Genomic DNA, 15,409 nt, shown 5'->3' with positions numbered 1-15,409 from the left:
TTGTTTACAGGTTACCCATTACTGAACAATTAATTCCTTTTTTTCCTTAGTTTTAGATAAATCCTTACATTCATGAAAAGCAAAATGCTGACATCCAATGCATTGATTTACATCCAAATAGCTAATAGCTTTTGTAATTGCTTCTCCTGTGTGCTGATAAAAATGTTGCACGCCTATTTTATCGTAGATTCCATTGTGCTGCAGGGCTACCTTTAAATCACCTTGCACACCAGTTAACAAAATAGTACCACCTTGCGCTATAAAGTTATCCATGATATTGCTAAAATATGCTTCACCAGTTGAATCCATAAAGGGCACTTTCCCCATTCGTAAAATCAAAACTTTTGATTTCTGATGTAACGCGCTTTCAATCGTTTGTTCAAACATTTGTGCTGCACCAAAAAACAGTGGACCTTCAATTGTATACATGCTAATTTGCGGACAATCATGCTGCTTGTGAACGACATGTGCCTGCACCTTCTCCCCTTTGAGGGAATGATCGGGTAATACTTTTGTGACAACAAGCTTTTCACTCATCCGTTTCGCAAATAAAAGCACAGCCAAGACTAGCCCTACTTCGACTGCTAATGTAAGACTAGTAAAGACAGTTAATAAAAAGGTAATTAATAATACAAGTGAATCTCCAGATTTTAACTTCACAATATGCGAAAAATGGTGTCGTTCACTCATATTCCAAGCTACTACCATTAACACAGGAGCCATACTTGCTAACGGTATGTGTGACGCAAATGGAGCTAATAACAATAATGTGACTAAGACAAACACACCATGGATGATACCTGACATAGGAGAAACTGCGCCTGTTTTAATATTGGTCGCTGTACGTGCAATCGCACCCGTGGCAGGTATACCTCCAAACAATGGCGTCACGATATTGGCAATCCCTTGCCCAATAAGTTCCCGGTTGCTGTTATGCTTACTATTTGTCATCCCGTCTGCAACGACAGCAGATAGCAGAGATTCTATGCCTCCTAGCATTGCAATGACAAACGCTGGACCAATAAGCTGTTGTAAGCGTTCCAACGTAATAGGAGGAAAAGCAAAATGAGGTAATGAATTAGGAATTTGACCATAGGCTGTTGCAATAGTGGCAACTTGTCCTGAAAAGAAGAACGTTGCCACAAGAGTTGAAACAACAATTCCAACTAATGCACCAGGAACTTTTGGAAAAAGTTTTGGTGTGATGATAATCGTTAGTAAACAAAGGATTGCCGTAAAGATACTATAAACATTCGTCGTACCTAGCTGCTTAACGATTTCTTGTATATTGTCCATAAAATATTCATGTCTTTCCATATTGGTTAGCCCTAAAAAATTGGCAATTTGACCTGTAAAAATAAGAACAGCTATACCTGCAGTAAAACCAACTGTTACAGGGCGAGGAATAAACTTAATTAAAGACCCCAGCTTAAAAATACCCATTAAGCAAAGCAGAACCCCTGCCATTAAACCGGCAAGTAATAAATCTTCATAGCCATAAGTAAGGACAATTCCTAATAATACCGGCACAAACGCTCCGGTGGGCCCACCAATTTGATATTTAGATCCACCAAAAAGCGAAATAAGGATACCAGCAATACAAGCGGTATAAATACCATACTCAGGTTTCACACCAGATGCAATGGCAAAGGACATGGCGAGTGGAATGGCGACAATCCCAACAATAATTCCAGACATTACATCCTTCTTTACATGATGAACTGAATACCCTTCAAAGCGTCCTGTAAACAGTGACTTCATAGATAAATCTTCCCTTCAAAATAATAAGCAAAGCATAATTTTTAAACATCATTGATTTACTTATTGTCTTCGTCACCTTCATTGCTCGTCATTTCTTCTAATCTTGAAATGGTATTAACTAAATGGTTATTAAAAATATCCTTTGCCACTCCGAGTAATTCACCAATCATTGGATCACTTAAAGAATAGTAAACTTTTTTACCTTCTTTCACCCCATAAACAATATTTTTAGCACGTAAAACACTTAATTGCTGTGAAACTGCCGAGCCCTCTTTTTCTAAACAATCTTGAATCTCGTTGACACTTTTCTGACCATCTACAAGGAGTTCAAGTATTCTAATACGTAACGGATGTGCTAATGCTTTAAAAAAATCCGCCTTAAACTGTTGTAAGCCCTCTTCCATAAAAAAACCTCCATATCACTACATATTCAAATATTTGAATATATATAATTGTAAGCCTGTTGACAATATTTTTCAATATCTCCTATAAAAAAGAGCAAAACCTAGTGTTATACACACTCGATTTTGCTCTCTTTTTATTTTGTTAGATTATTAATCTACAACTATATTGTTCTTTTTTAAAGGATAATCGTAAGTTAAACATGGGATAATAGCCAACAGCACAATGACCACTAAGGTTAACACTAGAGGGATCATCCCAAACTGATCCACCATTATCCCGCCGAATAATGGCCCAATCATCCGTCCCCCAGTCGCAGCACTATTAATTATGCCCTGATAAAACCCTTGTCGTCCTTTTGGTGCAAGTTGATTCGCAATGGTTGGCAATGCGGGGGTATAAAACATTTCGCCAAATGTTAAAACAAGCATCGCTGCACCGAACATTTTAAAATCACTTGCAAAGGCAATAATTCCAAAAGAAATGGCAATAAGCGTTACACCAAACACTAACTGACGTTTTAAATGATGCTCCCACCGTTTTACAAGAGGCGCAATAAGAGGTTGCCCCAAAACAATAAGTAGACCATTTATTGTCCAAAGTAAGCTGTATTGTTTTAACCCCAAGCCTAAATCTTGGGTATAAGACGAAATCGTTGCACTCCATTGAGAATATGCTAGCCAACATAAAACGGAGGACGCACTAATAATTAACAAAGCATAGAATGGTGCCTTGTTAACAATTCGTTTACTTTCACTAACGACACTCTTCGGTGCAATACTCCCTACCTCTAAACGCTTAAATGTAAATAGCGCAATGAAAAAGAATAAAATATACATCCCTAAATTTACTTTAAAAACATAGTCAAATTGATAATCTGCCACTATACCTGCAAGTGCAGGTCCTACAGCAACTCCAACATTCTGTGCCAAATAGATGGCATTAAAGGCTTTTCGTCCGCCCTCTGGCCATGCAGCACCAGCTAATGCAAACATACTTGGAAAAACGATGCCCCCACTAAAGCCGAGTATTGTTAAAAACCACACATAATGTGGCCAACCGTGCCAAATCGTTAAACCAATTAGTGAAGCAATCGTTAACAGAATGCCAAACATTATAGCCTTATAGCCACCAATTCTATCAAATAAGTAACCTCCTAGTAGGTTACCAAGTACCCCAGCAGCAGAATTGAGCATTAAGACAAAGCCAGCCATCGCAAGCGTTTTTCCTAAATAATCATGCATATAAATGGCATTTAAAGGCCATAAAAAAGAGTTGCCTGTTGTGTTAACAAGCATTCCAATTATTAAAAACCAAACACGTTTTGGCATATGATGACCTCCATTATTTCGCTTCTCTAAATAGCTAGTTTATGCTGAAACACTTAAAAGTACAAGGAAAATAATTTTACCCTTTTTACAAGTCTTCCACAATATTTTACTTAGGAATGATATGCCATCTTCTCTTTTTCGTTACAATTTAAAACTTCTATGTATGATTAAGCCCTTCTCCCATGACGGAACGAAAAGCACATGATAAAATAAAGAGTTAGAGGAGTGAAATAAATGACAGAAATGAATTTTCCTTTTCCTTCTGAGGGGAAAAGATACTATACATGGAATCGCTATTTACGTGATCAATTTGGTCATAAAGTGTTTAAAGTAGCGTTAGACGCAGGCTTTGATTGCCCCAATCGTGACGGCACAGTAGCCTTTGGTGGCTGTACATTTTGCAGTGCTGCTGGCTCTGGCGATTTTGCAGGCAATAAGGTCGATCCAATCGATGTCCAATTTGCCGAAATTCGACATAAAATGCATCAAAAATGGAAAGACGGCAAATACATGGCCTACTTCCAAGCCTATACTAATACACATGCCCCATTGCCAGTTTTAAAGGAAAAGTTTGAAGCTGCTTTAGCGCAAGAAGGTGTAGTTGGTTTGTCCATTGCTACACGTCCGGACTGTTTACCAGATGATGTCGTAGAATACTTAGCTGAATTAAATGAGCGTACGTATTTATGGATTGAGCTTGGCCTTCAAACTGTTCATGAAAAAACTGCCAATCTTATTAACCGCGCCCATGATTATGCAACCTATGTAGAAGGTGTTGAAAAATTGCGCAAACATGGGATACGTGTTTGCTCACATATTATTAACGGCCTGCCTTTAGAGGACTATGACATGATGATGGAAACCGCACGAGAAGTGGCAAAGCTAGATGTCCAAGGTATTAAAATCCACTTACTTCACCTATTAAAAGGAACACCTATGGTAAAGCAATACGAAAAAGGGATGCTAGAATTTTTAGATCAGGATGTTTACACAAAGCTAGTAGCTGATCAATTAGAAATTTTACCACCTGACATGGTTATTCATCGCATTACAGGCGATGGACCGATTGATTTAATGATTGGGCCAATGTGGAGTGTCAATAAATGGGAAGTGTTGAATGGTATTGATGCCGAGCTTGAACGTCGTGGCAGTTGGCAAGGGAAGTTTTATAAGGCTGAGGTTACAAAATGAAATTACAACGTGTTTTACAGTATGCCCAGTGGCTATTAAAGGATAGTATAGCAGAGGGAGATACGGTGGTTGATGCGACGGCAGGAAATGGCCATGATACCCTCTTTTTAGCACAGCTAGTCGGAGATAAAGGACAAGTATATGCCTTTGATGTTCAAAAGGAGGCAGTGGATGCTACACTCCATCGTCTATTAGATCACGGTTTAGAGCACCGCGCTCTTGTATTAAACAAAGGACATGAGGAAATATCAAACTTTGTACACAAGCCAGTAGCGGCAGCCATCTTTAATCTTGGCTATTTACCTGGTAGCAACCATGATATTATTACCCAACCAACTACTACAATACAGGCTATCGAGGATTTGCTAAAGCTTTTGAAAATTGGAGGGTTAATTGTCCTAGTCATTTATCATGGTCATCCTGGTGGAAAGGAAGAGCGAGATAGTGTTATTGACTATGTCAGTAAGCTTCCACAAAAATATGTACATGTCTTAAAATATGAATTCCTCAATCAGCAGAATGATCCACCATTTGTTATTGCGTTAGAGAAAATAAAAGAATATCCTATTTAATACGATCAGGTACAAGAAAAAAGGCGATTAATTAGTTTAATAGAAACTAGTTAATCGCCTTCCTCTTTAACTATTTATTTTTTCGTTTTTCATTATAGTCAATCCAGAAATCTGCACCTTTAATTCCTAGTTTACGAGGATCAAAGACAGGGTCTTTTCCTTCTTTTTTCTGTTTCTCATAATCTTTTAATGCAACAATTGCTGGCTTCATAATAATTAAAATGGCAAGTACGTTAATCCAAACCATGAGACCAAGGCCCACATCTCCCATTGCCCATGCTAGACCAGAAGTACGAACTGTACCATAGAATGCTGCAATTAAAATAGCAATTTTTGCTATCCAAATAAATACCTTTTCTGTGTTACCTCTAAATAAATAAGCGACATTTGTTTCAGCAATGTAGTAGTAAGCCATAATTGTTGTAAAGGCAAAGAAGAATAACGCAATAGCTACAAATGGAGCACCAAAGCCTGGTAATGATGAATCAACCGCATATTGTGTATACGCAGCACCCGCTTCAATACTTTTTGCAAATGTCATTTGTTCATCGCCAGCTAATCCACCATTATTAAATTCCCCAATATGGATAAATGGATCTGTTCCTTCCGCTGCCTTTTCATCTTGTACATTGTACATCCCTGTAAATAAAATCATAAATGCCGTAGCAGAACAAATTAATAAAGTATCAATGTACACAGAAGCTGCTTGAACAATCCCTTGCTTAGCTGGATGCGATACTTCGGCTGCTGCTGCAGGGTGAGCCCCTGTTCCTTGGCCAGCTTCATTGGAGTAAATTCCACGTTTAACACCCCAAGCAATGGCAGAACCAATAATACCTCCAAAAATCTCTTGAGCACCAAAGGCACTTGAGAAAATTAATGCAAATACTGAAGGTACTTCAGAGATATTCATAACAATAATGATAATAGCCATAATGATGTATGCTAATGCCATAAACGGTACAATGATTTGAGCTGCATTTGCAATGGATTTAACGCCCCCGATAATAATTGCGCCTAATAAAACGACAATAATAAGACCTGTGATCCAAGTATCCAAACCGAAAGCGTTTTCAACAGCGCCTGCAATAGCATTTGACTGTACACCAGGCATTAAGATTAACATCGCAATCAAAGCAGCCACTGCAAAAATAACTGCAAACCATTTTTGGCCCATTCCTTTTTCTATGTAAAAGGCCGGTCCACCACGATATTCAGTATCTTTCTCTTCTTTATAGATTTGAGCTAATGTTGACTCTACATACGCGGTTGCCGCACCAATGAAAGCAATTGCCCACATCCAAAAGACAGCACCGGGTCCTCCCATTCCAATCGCTGTCGCAGTACCGGCAATATTACCTGTACCTACACGTCCTGATAGTGCTATCGACATGGCTTGGAAAGACGAAATTCCTTTATCCGATTTTTCCCCTTTAAACATTAAAACAAACATATCTTTAATATGCCTTACTTGTAGGAACCTTGTAATGATTGAGAAAAACAACCCAATCAATAAGATACCATAAATAAACCATGGTCCCCATAATATCCCATTTAACTTCTCCACAATTACATCCATTTTACCCCTCCAATTTAAAATACCTTACTTTAAGTCATTATAGTATTACACTTTTCTGAAAATTACAATATTATTTTTAAGTAACAATATTTAAGTAAGTAACCTAGTAAATGGAAGGGTATAAACCTATTTAATTATATAACCAATTCTTCTTAGCGCATTATTAATAAAATCTCGAATATACATAAAAATCTCTTCACGCTCTACTTCATGAAATAAATTATGATAACAATTTTCCCATTCTTTGAACTGAAACTCTGTGAATTCTTGTTGATGAAGCCAATTACGAGTTTGTCGAGTTTCAGTAATCTTATCTTTCTCAGCAGTCATGATGAGCATCGGCATATTCGGGAATTCACCTTTAGGTAGCAGCACTAAATTTTTCATCATTTGCTGCAGCTCCCGATACCATTTCACTGACACGACAGACATGAATGGTATATCATCTTTCATCTCTTCTCTACCTTCAACACTTCGCGTTAATTTTTCTAAATTAATATCGTGTGTCATTTTAACATTAGCTGTTAAAGCACTTAAACTCGTTAAAGCATTCGATAATTTACCTGGTAATAGCTTTAATTGCAACCAAGGTGATGTCAAAATAATGCCAGCACATTCATATTGCTTCTTTTGCATTGTATGGAGAATTAATGTTGCTCCAAGACCATGACCTATTAAAAAGGTTGGTAAATTATATGAAAAAGCATTTTCAATTAGATTTCTTGTATACTTATTGTACAATTTGAAGTCCTCATCATGGACACGAGCAAACCTTGCATTAATACCATGATTAGGTAAATCCCCCATGACTATGTGGAAGCCTTCCATTCTTAATTTCTCTATAAGCCATGCATACCAACGGTGATTTTCATAAGCACCATGAAGAATAGCAATCACAGCCTTTGCTTGTCCATCAGCTTCCCATTTCCACATTCACATAGTCCTCCTAAAAAATAATTACACTTTGATTATATCGAAATAAATGCCACATTTTAATTTTATATTTCCATAAAGTTGCGTATTTGATACGATAATACTACATTATAGAAAGAAAAGAGGCGATTTTCATGATTTATCCATTCAAAGATAAAACGCCAAAGATCGATCCGTCTGTTTTCATTGCTGATTATGCAACCGTTACGGGCGATGTAACAATTGGTGCTGAAACAACAATTTGGTTTAATACAGTCATTCGTGGGGATGTCTCACCAACAATTATTGGTAAACGTGTTAGCATCCAAGATCTTTGTTGCTTACATCAAAGCCCAAAATATCCACTTATTATTGAAGATGAGGTTACAGTCGGACACCAAGTCACTTTACATAGTTGTACAATTCGCAAAAATGCTTTAATTGGTATGGGCTCCATTATATTAGACGGTGCAGAAATTGGAGAGGGTGCATTTATTGGAGCAGGAAGCCTCGTACCTCCAGGTAAGGTCATTCCTCCGAATAGTTTAGCATTAGGTCGCCCAGCCAAAGTTGTCCGTGAATTAAATGCTGAAGACAAAGAGGATATGGAACGTATCGTACGTGAATACGTAGAAAAAGGTCAATATTATAAATCTCTTCAGAAGTAACCAATCATACACAAAAATTCAATACTAACGAAAAAAATCCCTCGCGTGGCCGTGACCATTTCTTGTTCACGAGCCAGTGCGAGGTTTTTTTGAAAAAATAAAAGGGGCAACATTGCCCCCTTGCATATTAGTACACTAGAATAACGTTCTAACGACTTCATTACTTTAGTTCAATAGTTTACAGATGTGCTTTTTCTCGAAGTGCATCAGCTTTATCGATTTGTTCCCATGGCACATTTAAGTCAGTGCGGCCAAAATGACCATATGCTGCAGTTTGTTTATAGATCGGACGGCGTAGATCCAGCATTTTAATTATACCTGCTGGGCGTAGATCAAATAGTTCACGAACCCATTCTACGATTTCACTTTCTTTCACTCTGCCTGTACCAAATGTATCGACAGCAATAGAAACAGGTTGTGCAACACCAATCGCATAGGCAAGTTGTACCTCAGCGCGGTCTGCTAATCCAGCTGCTACAATATTTTTCGCTACATAACGTGCTGCATAAGCTGCTGAACGGTCTACCTTTGTCGCATCCTTACCTGAGAATGCTCCACCACCATGACGCGCGTAACCACCGTATGTATCAACAATGATTTTACGTCCTGTTAACCCAGCATCTCCTTTTGGTCCACCGATTACAAAACGGCCAGTTGGGTTGATGAAATATTTCGTGTTAGCATCTAATAATTCACTTGGCACAACAGGTCCAATAACAAATTCTTTTAAATCTGCTTGAATTTGATCCAGTGTTGCCTCTTCATCATGCTGTGTTGAAATAACAATAGTATCCACACGTACTGGTACATTATTGTCATCATATTCAATCGTTACTTGAGTTTTACCATCAGGACGTAAATATGCTAATTCTCCTGATTTACGTACTTCTGTTAAACGACGTGCTAATTTGTGTGCTAAACTAATTGGTAGTGGCATTAACTCTGGTGTTTCATTACATGCGTAACCAAACATTAGACCTTGGTCACCAGCACCAATAGCTTCAATATCAGCATCTGTCATTGAGCCTTCACGCGCTTCTAATGCTTGGTCAACACCTTGTGCAATATCCGGTGATTGTTCACCAATAGCCACAAGCACGGCTAAGTTTTCAGCATCAAAGCCATATTTACCGCGTGTATAGCCTATTTCGGCTACAGTATCACGAACGATACCTTTAATATCTACATAAGTAGAAGTTGTAATTTCTCCTGCTACTAATACTAATCCTGTTGTTACAGTAGTTTCACACGCTACACGTGCATTTGGATCTTCTGCTAAAATAGCATCTAAAATGGCATCCGAGATTTGGTCACAAATTTTATCTGGATGTCCTTCTGTTACACTCTCTGATGTAAACAGTCGACGGTTTGTCATTTGGTTTTCCTCCTATTACTTTTACGAAAAGTAGTTGTGTATGAATACGGTACTCATTACCCATGTCAAGTCCGCTCCTAAGGATTGAACTCTCAAGCCGTTACTGCTGCTTTTAACACGAGGATTTCGAAAGATCCGTCATTATAATAAGGAAAGAACTACATATACTTACCTTTACATTCATTTTAAACAATAAAAAAATCCTTTACTCACGTTACTTTACATGAGGAAAGGAATAATGACTTCGTAACCTTTCACTCTTATCGTTCAAGGGATGTTCCCTTGCATCAGGTTGGCACCAACGCATGTCGTGAAATGATTCATGCAGGTTGCCGGGTTTCACAGGGCCTGACCCTCCACCAGCTCGGGATAAGAGTATCCGTTCAATTGTATGTTACTGAAAAGGTCGAACGTTGTCAAATATTTTCTAATGTATTACTGTATAGAAAGGAAGGAACTGATTAAACAAAAACTTTTCATACTTGGATGATGATGTAAATAGAAGCAAATTAATCCCTACAACATACCTAGCATCTTGTGGTAACATATGTGTGGCTCAATTTTTATGCCTAATTACAGTAGGATTGATTGGATTCTACTCGAAAAACATTATTTTTTGTCAGTTTATTGAAAAGTGATAAAAACTCTAAAATAATTTCTTAATTAGTATAGATTATTTAAGCAATTGTGTTATACTATTTTTGAAATTAAGAAAAAATCCCTCTAAATCAAGGGAATACTATAAAAAAGGATGGTATTTAATCGATGAATTCAGTAGAAATTGCAAACGAACTGAAGGAATTATTAAACGGCGGTAACATTAATGTTCAACTTTCAGTACCACAATTAGCAGAAAAAGCTACATCTCGTGGTGAAGCAATGTTAACAGTAGATGGCGCAGTTCGTGCAGAAACTGGCAAATACACTGGTCGTTCACCTAAAGATAAATATACGGTAGAAGAAGAAAGCACAAAAGATCAAATTGACTGGGGTAAAGTCAACCAACCTATTTCTTCTGAAGTGTTCGATAACCTATATGTAAAAGTAATAAAATATTTAAAAGAACGTGACGAGTTATTCGTATTCAAAGGCTTTGCAGGTGCTGACAAAGATTCTCAATTAAGCATTCAAGTGATTAATGAATACGCTTGGCACAATCTTTTTGCTCATCAATTATTTATCCGTCCAACTAAAGAAGAATTAGCTTCTCATGTTGCAGACTTCACAGTTATCTCTGCTCCTAACTTTAAAGCAGATCCTGCAGTTGATGGTACATCTTCTGAAACATTCATCATTGTATCACTTGAAAAGAAAATTATTTTAATTGGTGGTACTGAGTATGCTGGTGAAATGAAAAAATCTATTTTCGGTATCATGAACTACTTATTACCACAACAAGGAATCCTTTCAATGCACTGTTCAGCAAACGTTGGTGAAGCTGGCGATGTGGCATTATTCTTCGGTCTATCTGGTACTGGTAAAACGACTTTATCTGCTGACCCAGATCGTAAGCTTATCGGTGACGATGAACATGGCTGGTCTGATAATGGAGTGTTCAACATTGAGGGTGGTTGCTATGCAAAAACAATCAACCTTTCTGCTGAAAAAGAACCAGAAATCTACAATGCAATCCGCTTCGGTTCTGTTTTAGAAAACGTAGCTGTTGACCCAGAAACTCGTATTTGTGATTATGATGATGGTTCATTAACAGAAAACACACGTGTTGCTTATCCAATCCAATACATCGAAAATATTGTTGATCCATCTGTTGCAGGTCATCCAAAAACTATCATCTTCTTAACAGCTGATGCGTTTGGCGTATTACCTCCAATCAGTAAATTAACAAAAGAGCAAGCAATGTACCACTTCCTAAGCGGTTTCACTTCTAAACTTGCTGGAACTGAACGTGGTGTAACAGAACCAGAACCAGTATTCTCTACTTGCTTCGGTTCTCCATTCCTTCCACTTCCTGCAACAGTGTATGCAGAAATGTTAGGTCAAAAGATTGACGAGCACGGCGCACAAGTATTCCTAGTAAACACTGGTTGGACTGGTGGCGAATATGGTACAGGTAGCCGTATGAAGCTTTCTTACACACGCACAATGGTACGTGCAGCAATCGATGGCAAATTAACAAATGTAGAAACAACACAAGATGCTGTCTTTGGTTTACACATTCCAACAGCAGTTGAAGGTGTACCTTCTGAAGTGTTAAACCCTCGTGAAGCTTGGGCAGATAAAGATGCTTATGATGAAAAAGCGGCTGAACTTGCAGGTCTATTCAATGAAAACTTTAAGAAATTCACAAACGTTTCTGAAGCTATCATTACACTTGGTGGCCCATTAAAATAAACTATATACAGAACAAAGGGAACGATTTCACTCGTTCTCTTTTTCTTTTTTCTTAATGATAATATAGGGAGTTACGTATGATTATTTTTAAGTTAACTACAATTGCATGATTACTAGTGTTAACTTGGAAAAAGGCATAACCTGATAAAAGTAATTTTGGTCAATTTCAGTTTTATTGACTCCTTTTTTCATTTCATACCTGTTATAGAATATCTGTACCCGAATAAAGGTAGAAAAAATCGATATTTAAAGTTTTTTAGCAAAATAAAACAATAAATAGAGTTTGAGCCCATCCTCTCTATAAATTAGATAGGATGGGCTTATTGTTTGTTCCTGTTAGAAAGAAGGACAAAGAAAAATACCTTTGCAGTATGATTGATTGGTGTGGAGCCTGCGTCACTCCTAGGGGATTAGCGTCACAGATAAGACCCTGGAGCGAACGAAGTGAGTGAAGCGGCTTATCGGACGCCCCCTGGAAAGGACGCCGGCGGAACGGAAATCAACCCCTCGCCTTGCCACTTTGAACAAGAAGCCTTCTTGTTCTCTCAAATTACATACTTCAATTTTCTTTGTTTCAATTATTGTTGTTTCATCCATTGGCAAAGAGCGCGGACGGTTTCTCGATTTTTAGCAGGTGGGTATTGATGGGCATAGTTAGGGTCATACCATGTTTCGTATGTTTTATTAGCCTCGTCTAAGAAAAAGGCCAATTGTCTAGCATGTTCGATATCAACATTTTCATCCCGATAGCCATGGATAATTAATACTGGAGCTGTTATTTGCTCAACTTCGAAAAGCGGTGTTCGTGCATCATAAGCTTCAGGTACACGATTCGGTGTTCCTCCAATCACCCGTTTCATCATTCTTCGCATATCTGTTCGCTCCCAATAAGTAGCTGTTGCATCAGAAACACCTGCCCATGTGACGACAGAGGTGATATCCTTTCTTAAAATAGCTGTCCAAAGAGCCATAATTCCCCCACGGGAAAAACCAAAAACATGTATATTATCATTGCAAAATTGTTTGAGAACATCTACAGCATAGACTGCATCGTAACGATCTGCACCTGCAAATTCGTCACGACCTTCTCCACCACGATTTCCACGATAGTATGGAGCAAACACAATAAAGCCCTGAGCTGCAAATTGAGCAATACGTGATGGTCTTACCATTCCAATGCTTTGCATGCCCCCTCTTAAATATAAAAAGCCATCATATGTACCTTCTGCCTTTGGCTCTGCTAATAATCCTTTTATACGTAAACCCTGTGATAAATAAGTTATTTCAGTTAACCGTATGGCTGGATTTGGTGAAGGATAAGCTCGCTTTTCTACAATTTCACCATTGTTTGTCACGATGTTTCAACTCCTCCAGCATTTTTCTCATGCCCTCATCCTTCATATGAAAGCTTAAGTTAGGATGATGGATGAATTCTTCATCTGTTAACCAAAGCATGCCCGATGTTTCTAGATCAAATTCAATATGCTCTTGACCTGCAAATTGTGCAGTAAAAACTGTTTTACAAAATTTCACTTCATCGTGAACCGCATATTCTGCGAACCATTGCAGATTTTTCACATGGACACCCGTCTCCTCAAAAACTTCCCGAATAGCTGCCTCCTCTAAGGTTTCGCCCTCCTCTAATTTGCCCCCTGGCACCTCTACACCACGTCGTTTATGGATGGTACATAGCCATTTATTTTCATGCTTTAAAAAAACAAGGACATGCTTGGGCTCTACTTCAAATTCCCCTCTTGAAAAACTTAAATCGACTTGTAGGCCATGTAAATCTGTAAATGTTAGCATAGTTTCACCCTCACGTTCTTTCTTGATGAAAACAGAAGCAACACTCACTCATTGCTCCTATTTTATGGACAGAATCTCTCGTTGATTCCTTTTTATAATGGACACTAGATGTTAATTATTATCATCCTCTAGCTTATCTATGTTAACTATAGTGTAATCCAACAAAGACAAGCAACTCTAAATTACAGCAAGCAAAAAAGCGTGCTTCATACGAAGACACGCTTTCGCTTAGATTACTTGCTTCCCATCAAAATAAACAACAGGACTTTTTACAACACAATCAATATGAACATCTGCCGCATTTGCCCCACCAAATGGCACATTACTGCCAAATGCAATATGGATTGTTCCATACACCTTTTCATCCTCTAATACATTACCACATAGGATTGCACTTTTATTGGCTCCGATGCCAAACTCTGCGATTACTCTACCATTACCTTCGCCCAGTAATTGCAGTAATTGTGGACCATCTGGGCCAATTGCCTCTTCTAAACGTCCATTCTTGATTTTTAATAATAATGGCTCCTTTAGAACACCAATATTAGCAATTGAACCATCCACTAAAATTTCGCCATTTGCAGATGTTTCGATTGGGGCAATATAGGATTCTCCTGAAGGGATATTCCCGTGCTCCCCTGCTTGACGAATGATTCCTGTAGAGGGAATTCCTACACGTTTTTCTACACTGAAGGTCAACTCATGTCCACCTTTAACAATTCGAATATCGTTTGCCGCATCGAGTAGTTGGACATATTTTCCCACCAACTCTTCTATTTCCTGTGCATTTGCATGAAGTGCACCTTGCTCAAGCATCTCCAATGTAACACCTGGCATTGTCGCTACGCGTCCACCATGCTCACAGGCATTTTTACGTGCCGCTGTATGAGTTAAGGAATGTGAGGTAATACAAAGCGTAACATCAGCATTAGCCATAAGTGTCGATACTGCAATGATTGGCTCCTGACCAGATTTTTCTAGTAACGGCATGACCATAAACATTGTCTTAGCTGTAATCGTCAGCCCAGCTTCATAAAAAATTTTCGCAATGTCTTCCTTGTGAATATCCGTCAAAATCAATAATGTTTCTGATGATTGAACATTTAAATTACCTTTTAAGATAGTAAGTGCAATGTCATGTAAATGTTGCATAATAGGACTCCTTAATTAAAATTCAAATGATATCTCCGAATAATTCCTTCTATTTCATTTCTGGCCTCTGTTAAAGGGCCTAACACCTCTGGAACACGTTCCTCGGTAAAACGATAGATGGGTCCCGAAACAGTAATCGAGGCGACAACCTGTTCTTCACTATTGAATATTGGCATAGCGAGCGCCAAGACGTCGACAGAGTATTCACTATTACTTAGTGCATAACCACATGCACGTATTTTTTCAAGCTCAGCCCGTATTTCATTGGCATCTGTCATTGTATTATTTGTATAGGCTTTTAAGGGTTC

At 38.2% G+C, this 15,409-nt stretch carries 14 protein-coding genes and 1 riboswitch; of the genes, 4 read left to right on the top strand and 10 right to left on the bottom strand.

Annotation, left to right across the window (positions count from 1 at the left end):
* Positions 1 to 18: 18 nt before the first annotated feature.
* From RT445_RS16880 to RT445_RS16870, 3 genes are all read right to left on the bottom strand, one after another.
* Positions 19 to 1,761, bottom strand: coding sequence for a SulP family inorganic anion transporter (locus RT445_RS16880; protein WP_312506630.1), 1,743 nt, complete (start codon positions 1,759 to 1,761; stop codon positions 19 to 21).
* 56 nt (positions 1,762 to 1,817) lie between these two features.
* Complete coding sequence (locus RT445_RS16875; RefSeq protein WP_274794154.1) at positions 1,818 to 2,165, bottom strand: ArsR/SmtB family transcription factor; 348 nt, start codon at positions 2,163 to 2,165, stop codon at positions 1,818 to 1,820.
* A gap of 150 nt (positions 2,166 to 2,315) precedes the next feature.
* On the bottom strand, positions 2,316 to 3,494 hold the full coding sequence (locus RT445_RS16870; protein WP_274794155.1) for an MDR family MFS transporter: 1,179 nt from the start codon (positions 3,492 to 3,494) through the stop codon (positions 2,316 to 2,318).
* A 234-nt stretch (positions 3,495 to 3,728) separates the two neighbouring features.
* On the opposite strand from RT445_RS16870, the gene mnmL reads away from it, so the two are divergent.
* Both mnmL and mnmM read left to right on the top strand, forming a co-directional pair.
* Positions 3,729 to 4,685, top strand: coding sequence for a tRNA modification radical SAM protein MnmL/YtqA (gene mnmL, locus RT445_RS16865; RefSeq protein ID WP_313471041.1), 957 nt, complete (start codon positions 3,729 to 3,731; stop codon positions 4,683 to 4,685).
* Positions 4,682 to 5,257, top strand: coding sequence for a tRNA 5-(aminomethyl)-2-thiouridylate-methyltransferase MnmM (mnmM, locus tag RT445_RS16860; RefSeq protein WP_312506631.1), 576 nt, complete (start codon positions 4,682 to 4,684; stop codon positions 5,255 to 5,257). The genes mnmL and mnmM overlap by 4 nt, the downstream gene beginning before the upstream one ends.
* A gap of 70 nt (positions 5,258 to 5,327) precedes the next feature.
* On the opposite strand, the gene RT445_RS16855 is transcribed toward mnmM, so the two are convergent.
* Together RT445_RS16855 and RT445_RS16850 are read right to left on the bottom strand one after the other, a co-directional pair.
* On the bottom strand, positions 5,328 to 6,836 hold the full coding sequence (locus RT445_RS16855) for an alanine/glycine:cation symporter family protein (RefSeq protein WP_274794158.1): 1,509 nt from the start codon (positions 6,834 to 6,836) through the stop codon (positions 5,328 to 5,330).
* A gap of 126 nt (positions 6,837 to 6,962) precedes the next feature.
* Positions 6,963 to 7,769, bottom strand: coding sequence for an alpha/beta hydrolase (locus RT445_RS16850; protein ID WP_274794159.1), 807 nt, complete (start codon positions 7,767 to 7,769; stop codon positions 6,963 to 6,965).
* Positions 7,770 to 7,903: 134 nt separating this feature from the next.
* On the opposite strand from RT445_RS16850, the gene RT445_RS16845 reads away from it, so the two are divergent.
* On the top strand, positions 7,904 to 8,416 hold the full coding sequence (locus RT445_RS16845) for a gamma carbonic anhydrase (RefSeq protein WP_274794160.1): 513 nt from the start codon (positions 7,904 to 7,906) through the stop codon (positions 8,414 to 8,416).
* A gap of 178 nt (positions 8,417 to 8,594) precedes the next feature.
* Here RT445_RS16845 and metK read toward each other — a convergent pair whose 3' ends face one another.
* Entirely contained in the window at positions 8,595 to 9,791 is a 1,197-nt protein-coding gene (metK, locus tag RT445_RS16840) for a methionine adenosyltransferase (RefSeq protein WP_274794161.1), read from the bottom strand.
* Between the two features lie 257 nt (positions 9,792 to 10,048).
* A riboswitch (SAM riboswitch) is annotated at positions 10,049 to 10,167 on the bottom strand.
* Positions 10,168 to 10,556: 389 nt separating this feature from the next.
* On the opposite strand from metK, the gene pckA reads away from it, so the two are divergent.
* A complete protein-coding gene (gene pckA, locus RT445_RS16835) occupies positions 10,557 to 12,143 on the top strand; it encodes a phosphoenolpyruvate carboxykinase (ATP) (RefSeq protein WP_312506632.1) in 1,587 nt (528 codons plus the stop codon).
* A gap of 578 nt (positions 12,144 to 12,721) precedes the next feature.
* Here the strand turns inward: pckA and RT445_RS16830 are convergent.
* From RT445_RS16830 to RT445_RS16815, 4 genes are all read right to left on the bottom strand, one after another.
* A complete protein-coding gene (locus RT445_RS16830; RefSeq protein WP_274794163.1) occupies positions 12,722 to 13,498 on the bottom strand; it encodes an alpha/beta hydrolase family protein in 777 nt (258 codons plus the stop codon).
* Complete coding sequence (locus tag RT445_RS16825) at positions 13,482 to 13,949, bottom strand: NUDIX domain-containing protein (RefSeq protein WP_274797370.1); 468 nt, start codon at positions 13,947 to 13,949, stop codon at positions 13,482 to 13,484. Before RT445_RS16825 ends, RT445_RS16830 begins: the two co-directional genes overlap by 17 nt.
* A 228-nt stretch (positions 13,950 to 14,177) precedes the next feature.
* Positions 14,178 to 15,101, bottom strand: coding sequence for an aminopeptidase (locus tag RT445_RS16820; RefSeq protein WP_312506633.1), 924 nt, complete (start codon positions 15,099 to 15,101; stop codon positions 14,178 to 14,180).
* Positions 15,102 to 15,112: 11 nt separating this feature from the next.
* Positions 15,113 to 15,409: IclR family transcriptional regulator domain-containing protein (locus tag RT445_RS16815; protein WP_313471039.1), on the bottom strand; the 297-nt coding region annotated here is incomplete at its 5' end.

It is taken from the genome of Lysinibacillus sp. (assembly GCF_032093475.1).
GTDB lineage: Bacteria > Bacillota > Bacilli > Bacillales_A > Planococcaceae > Lysinibacillus > Lysinibacillus irui.
This window is presented reverse-complemented; position numbering and strand designations above follow the sequence as displayed.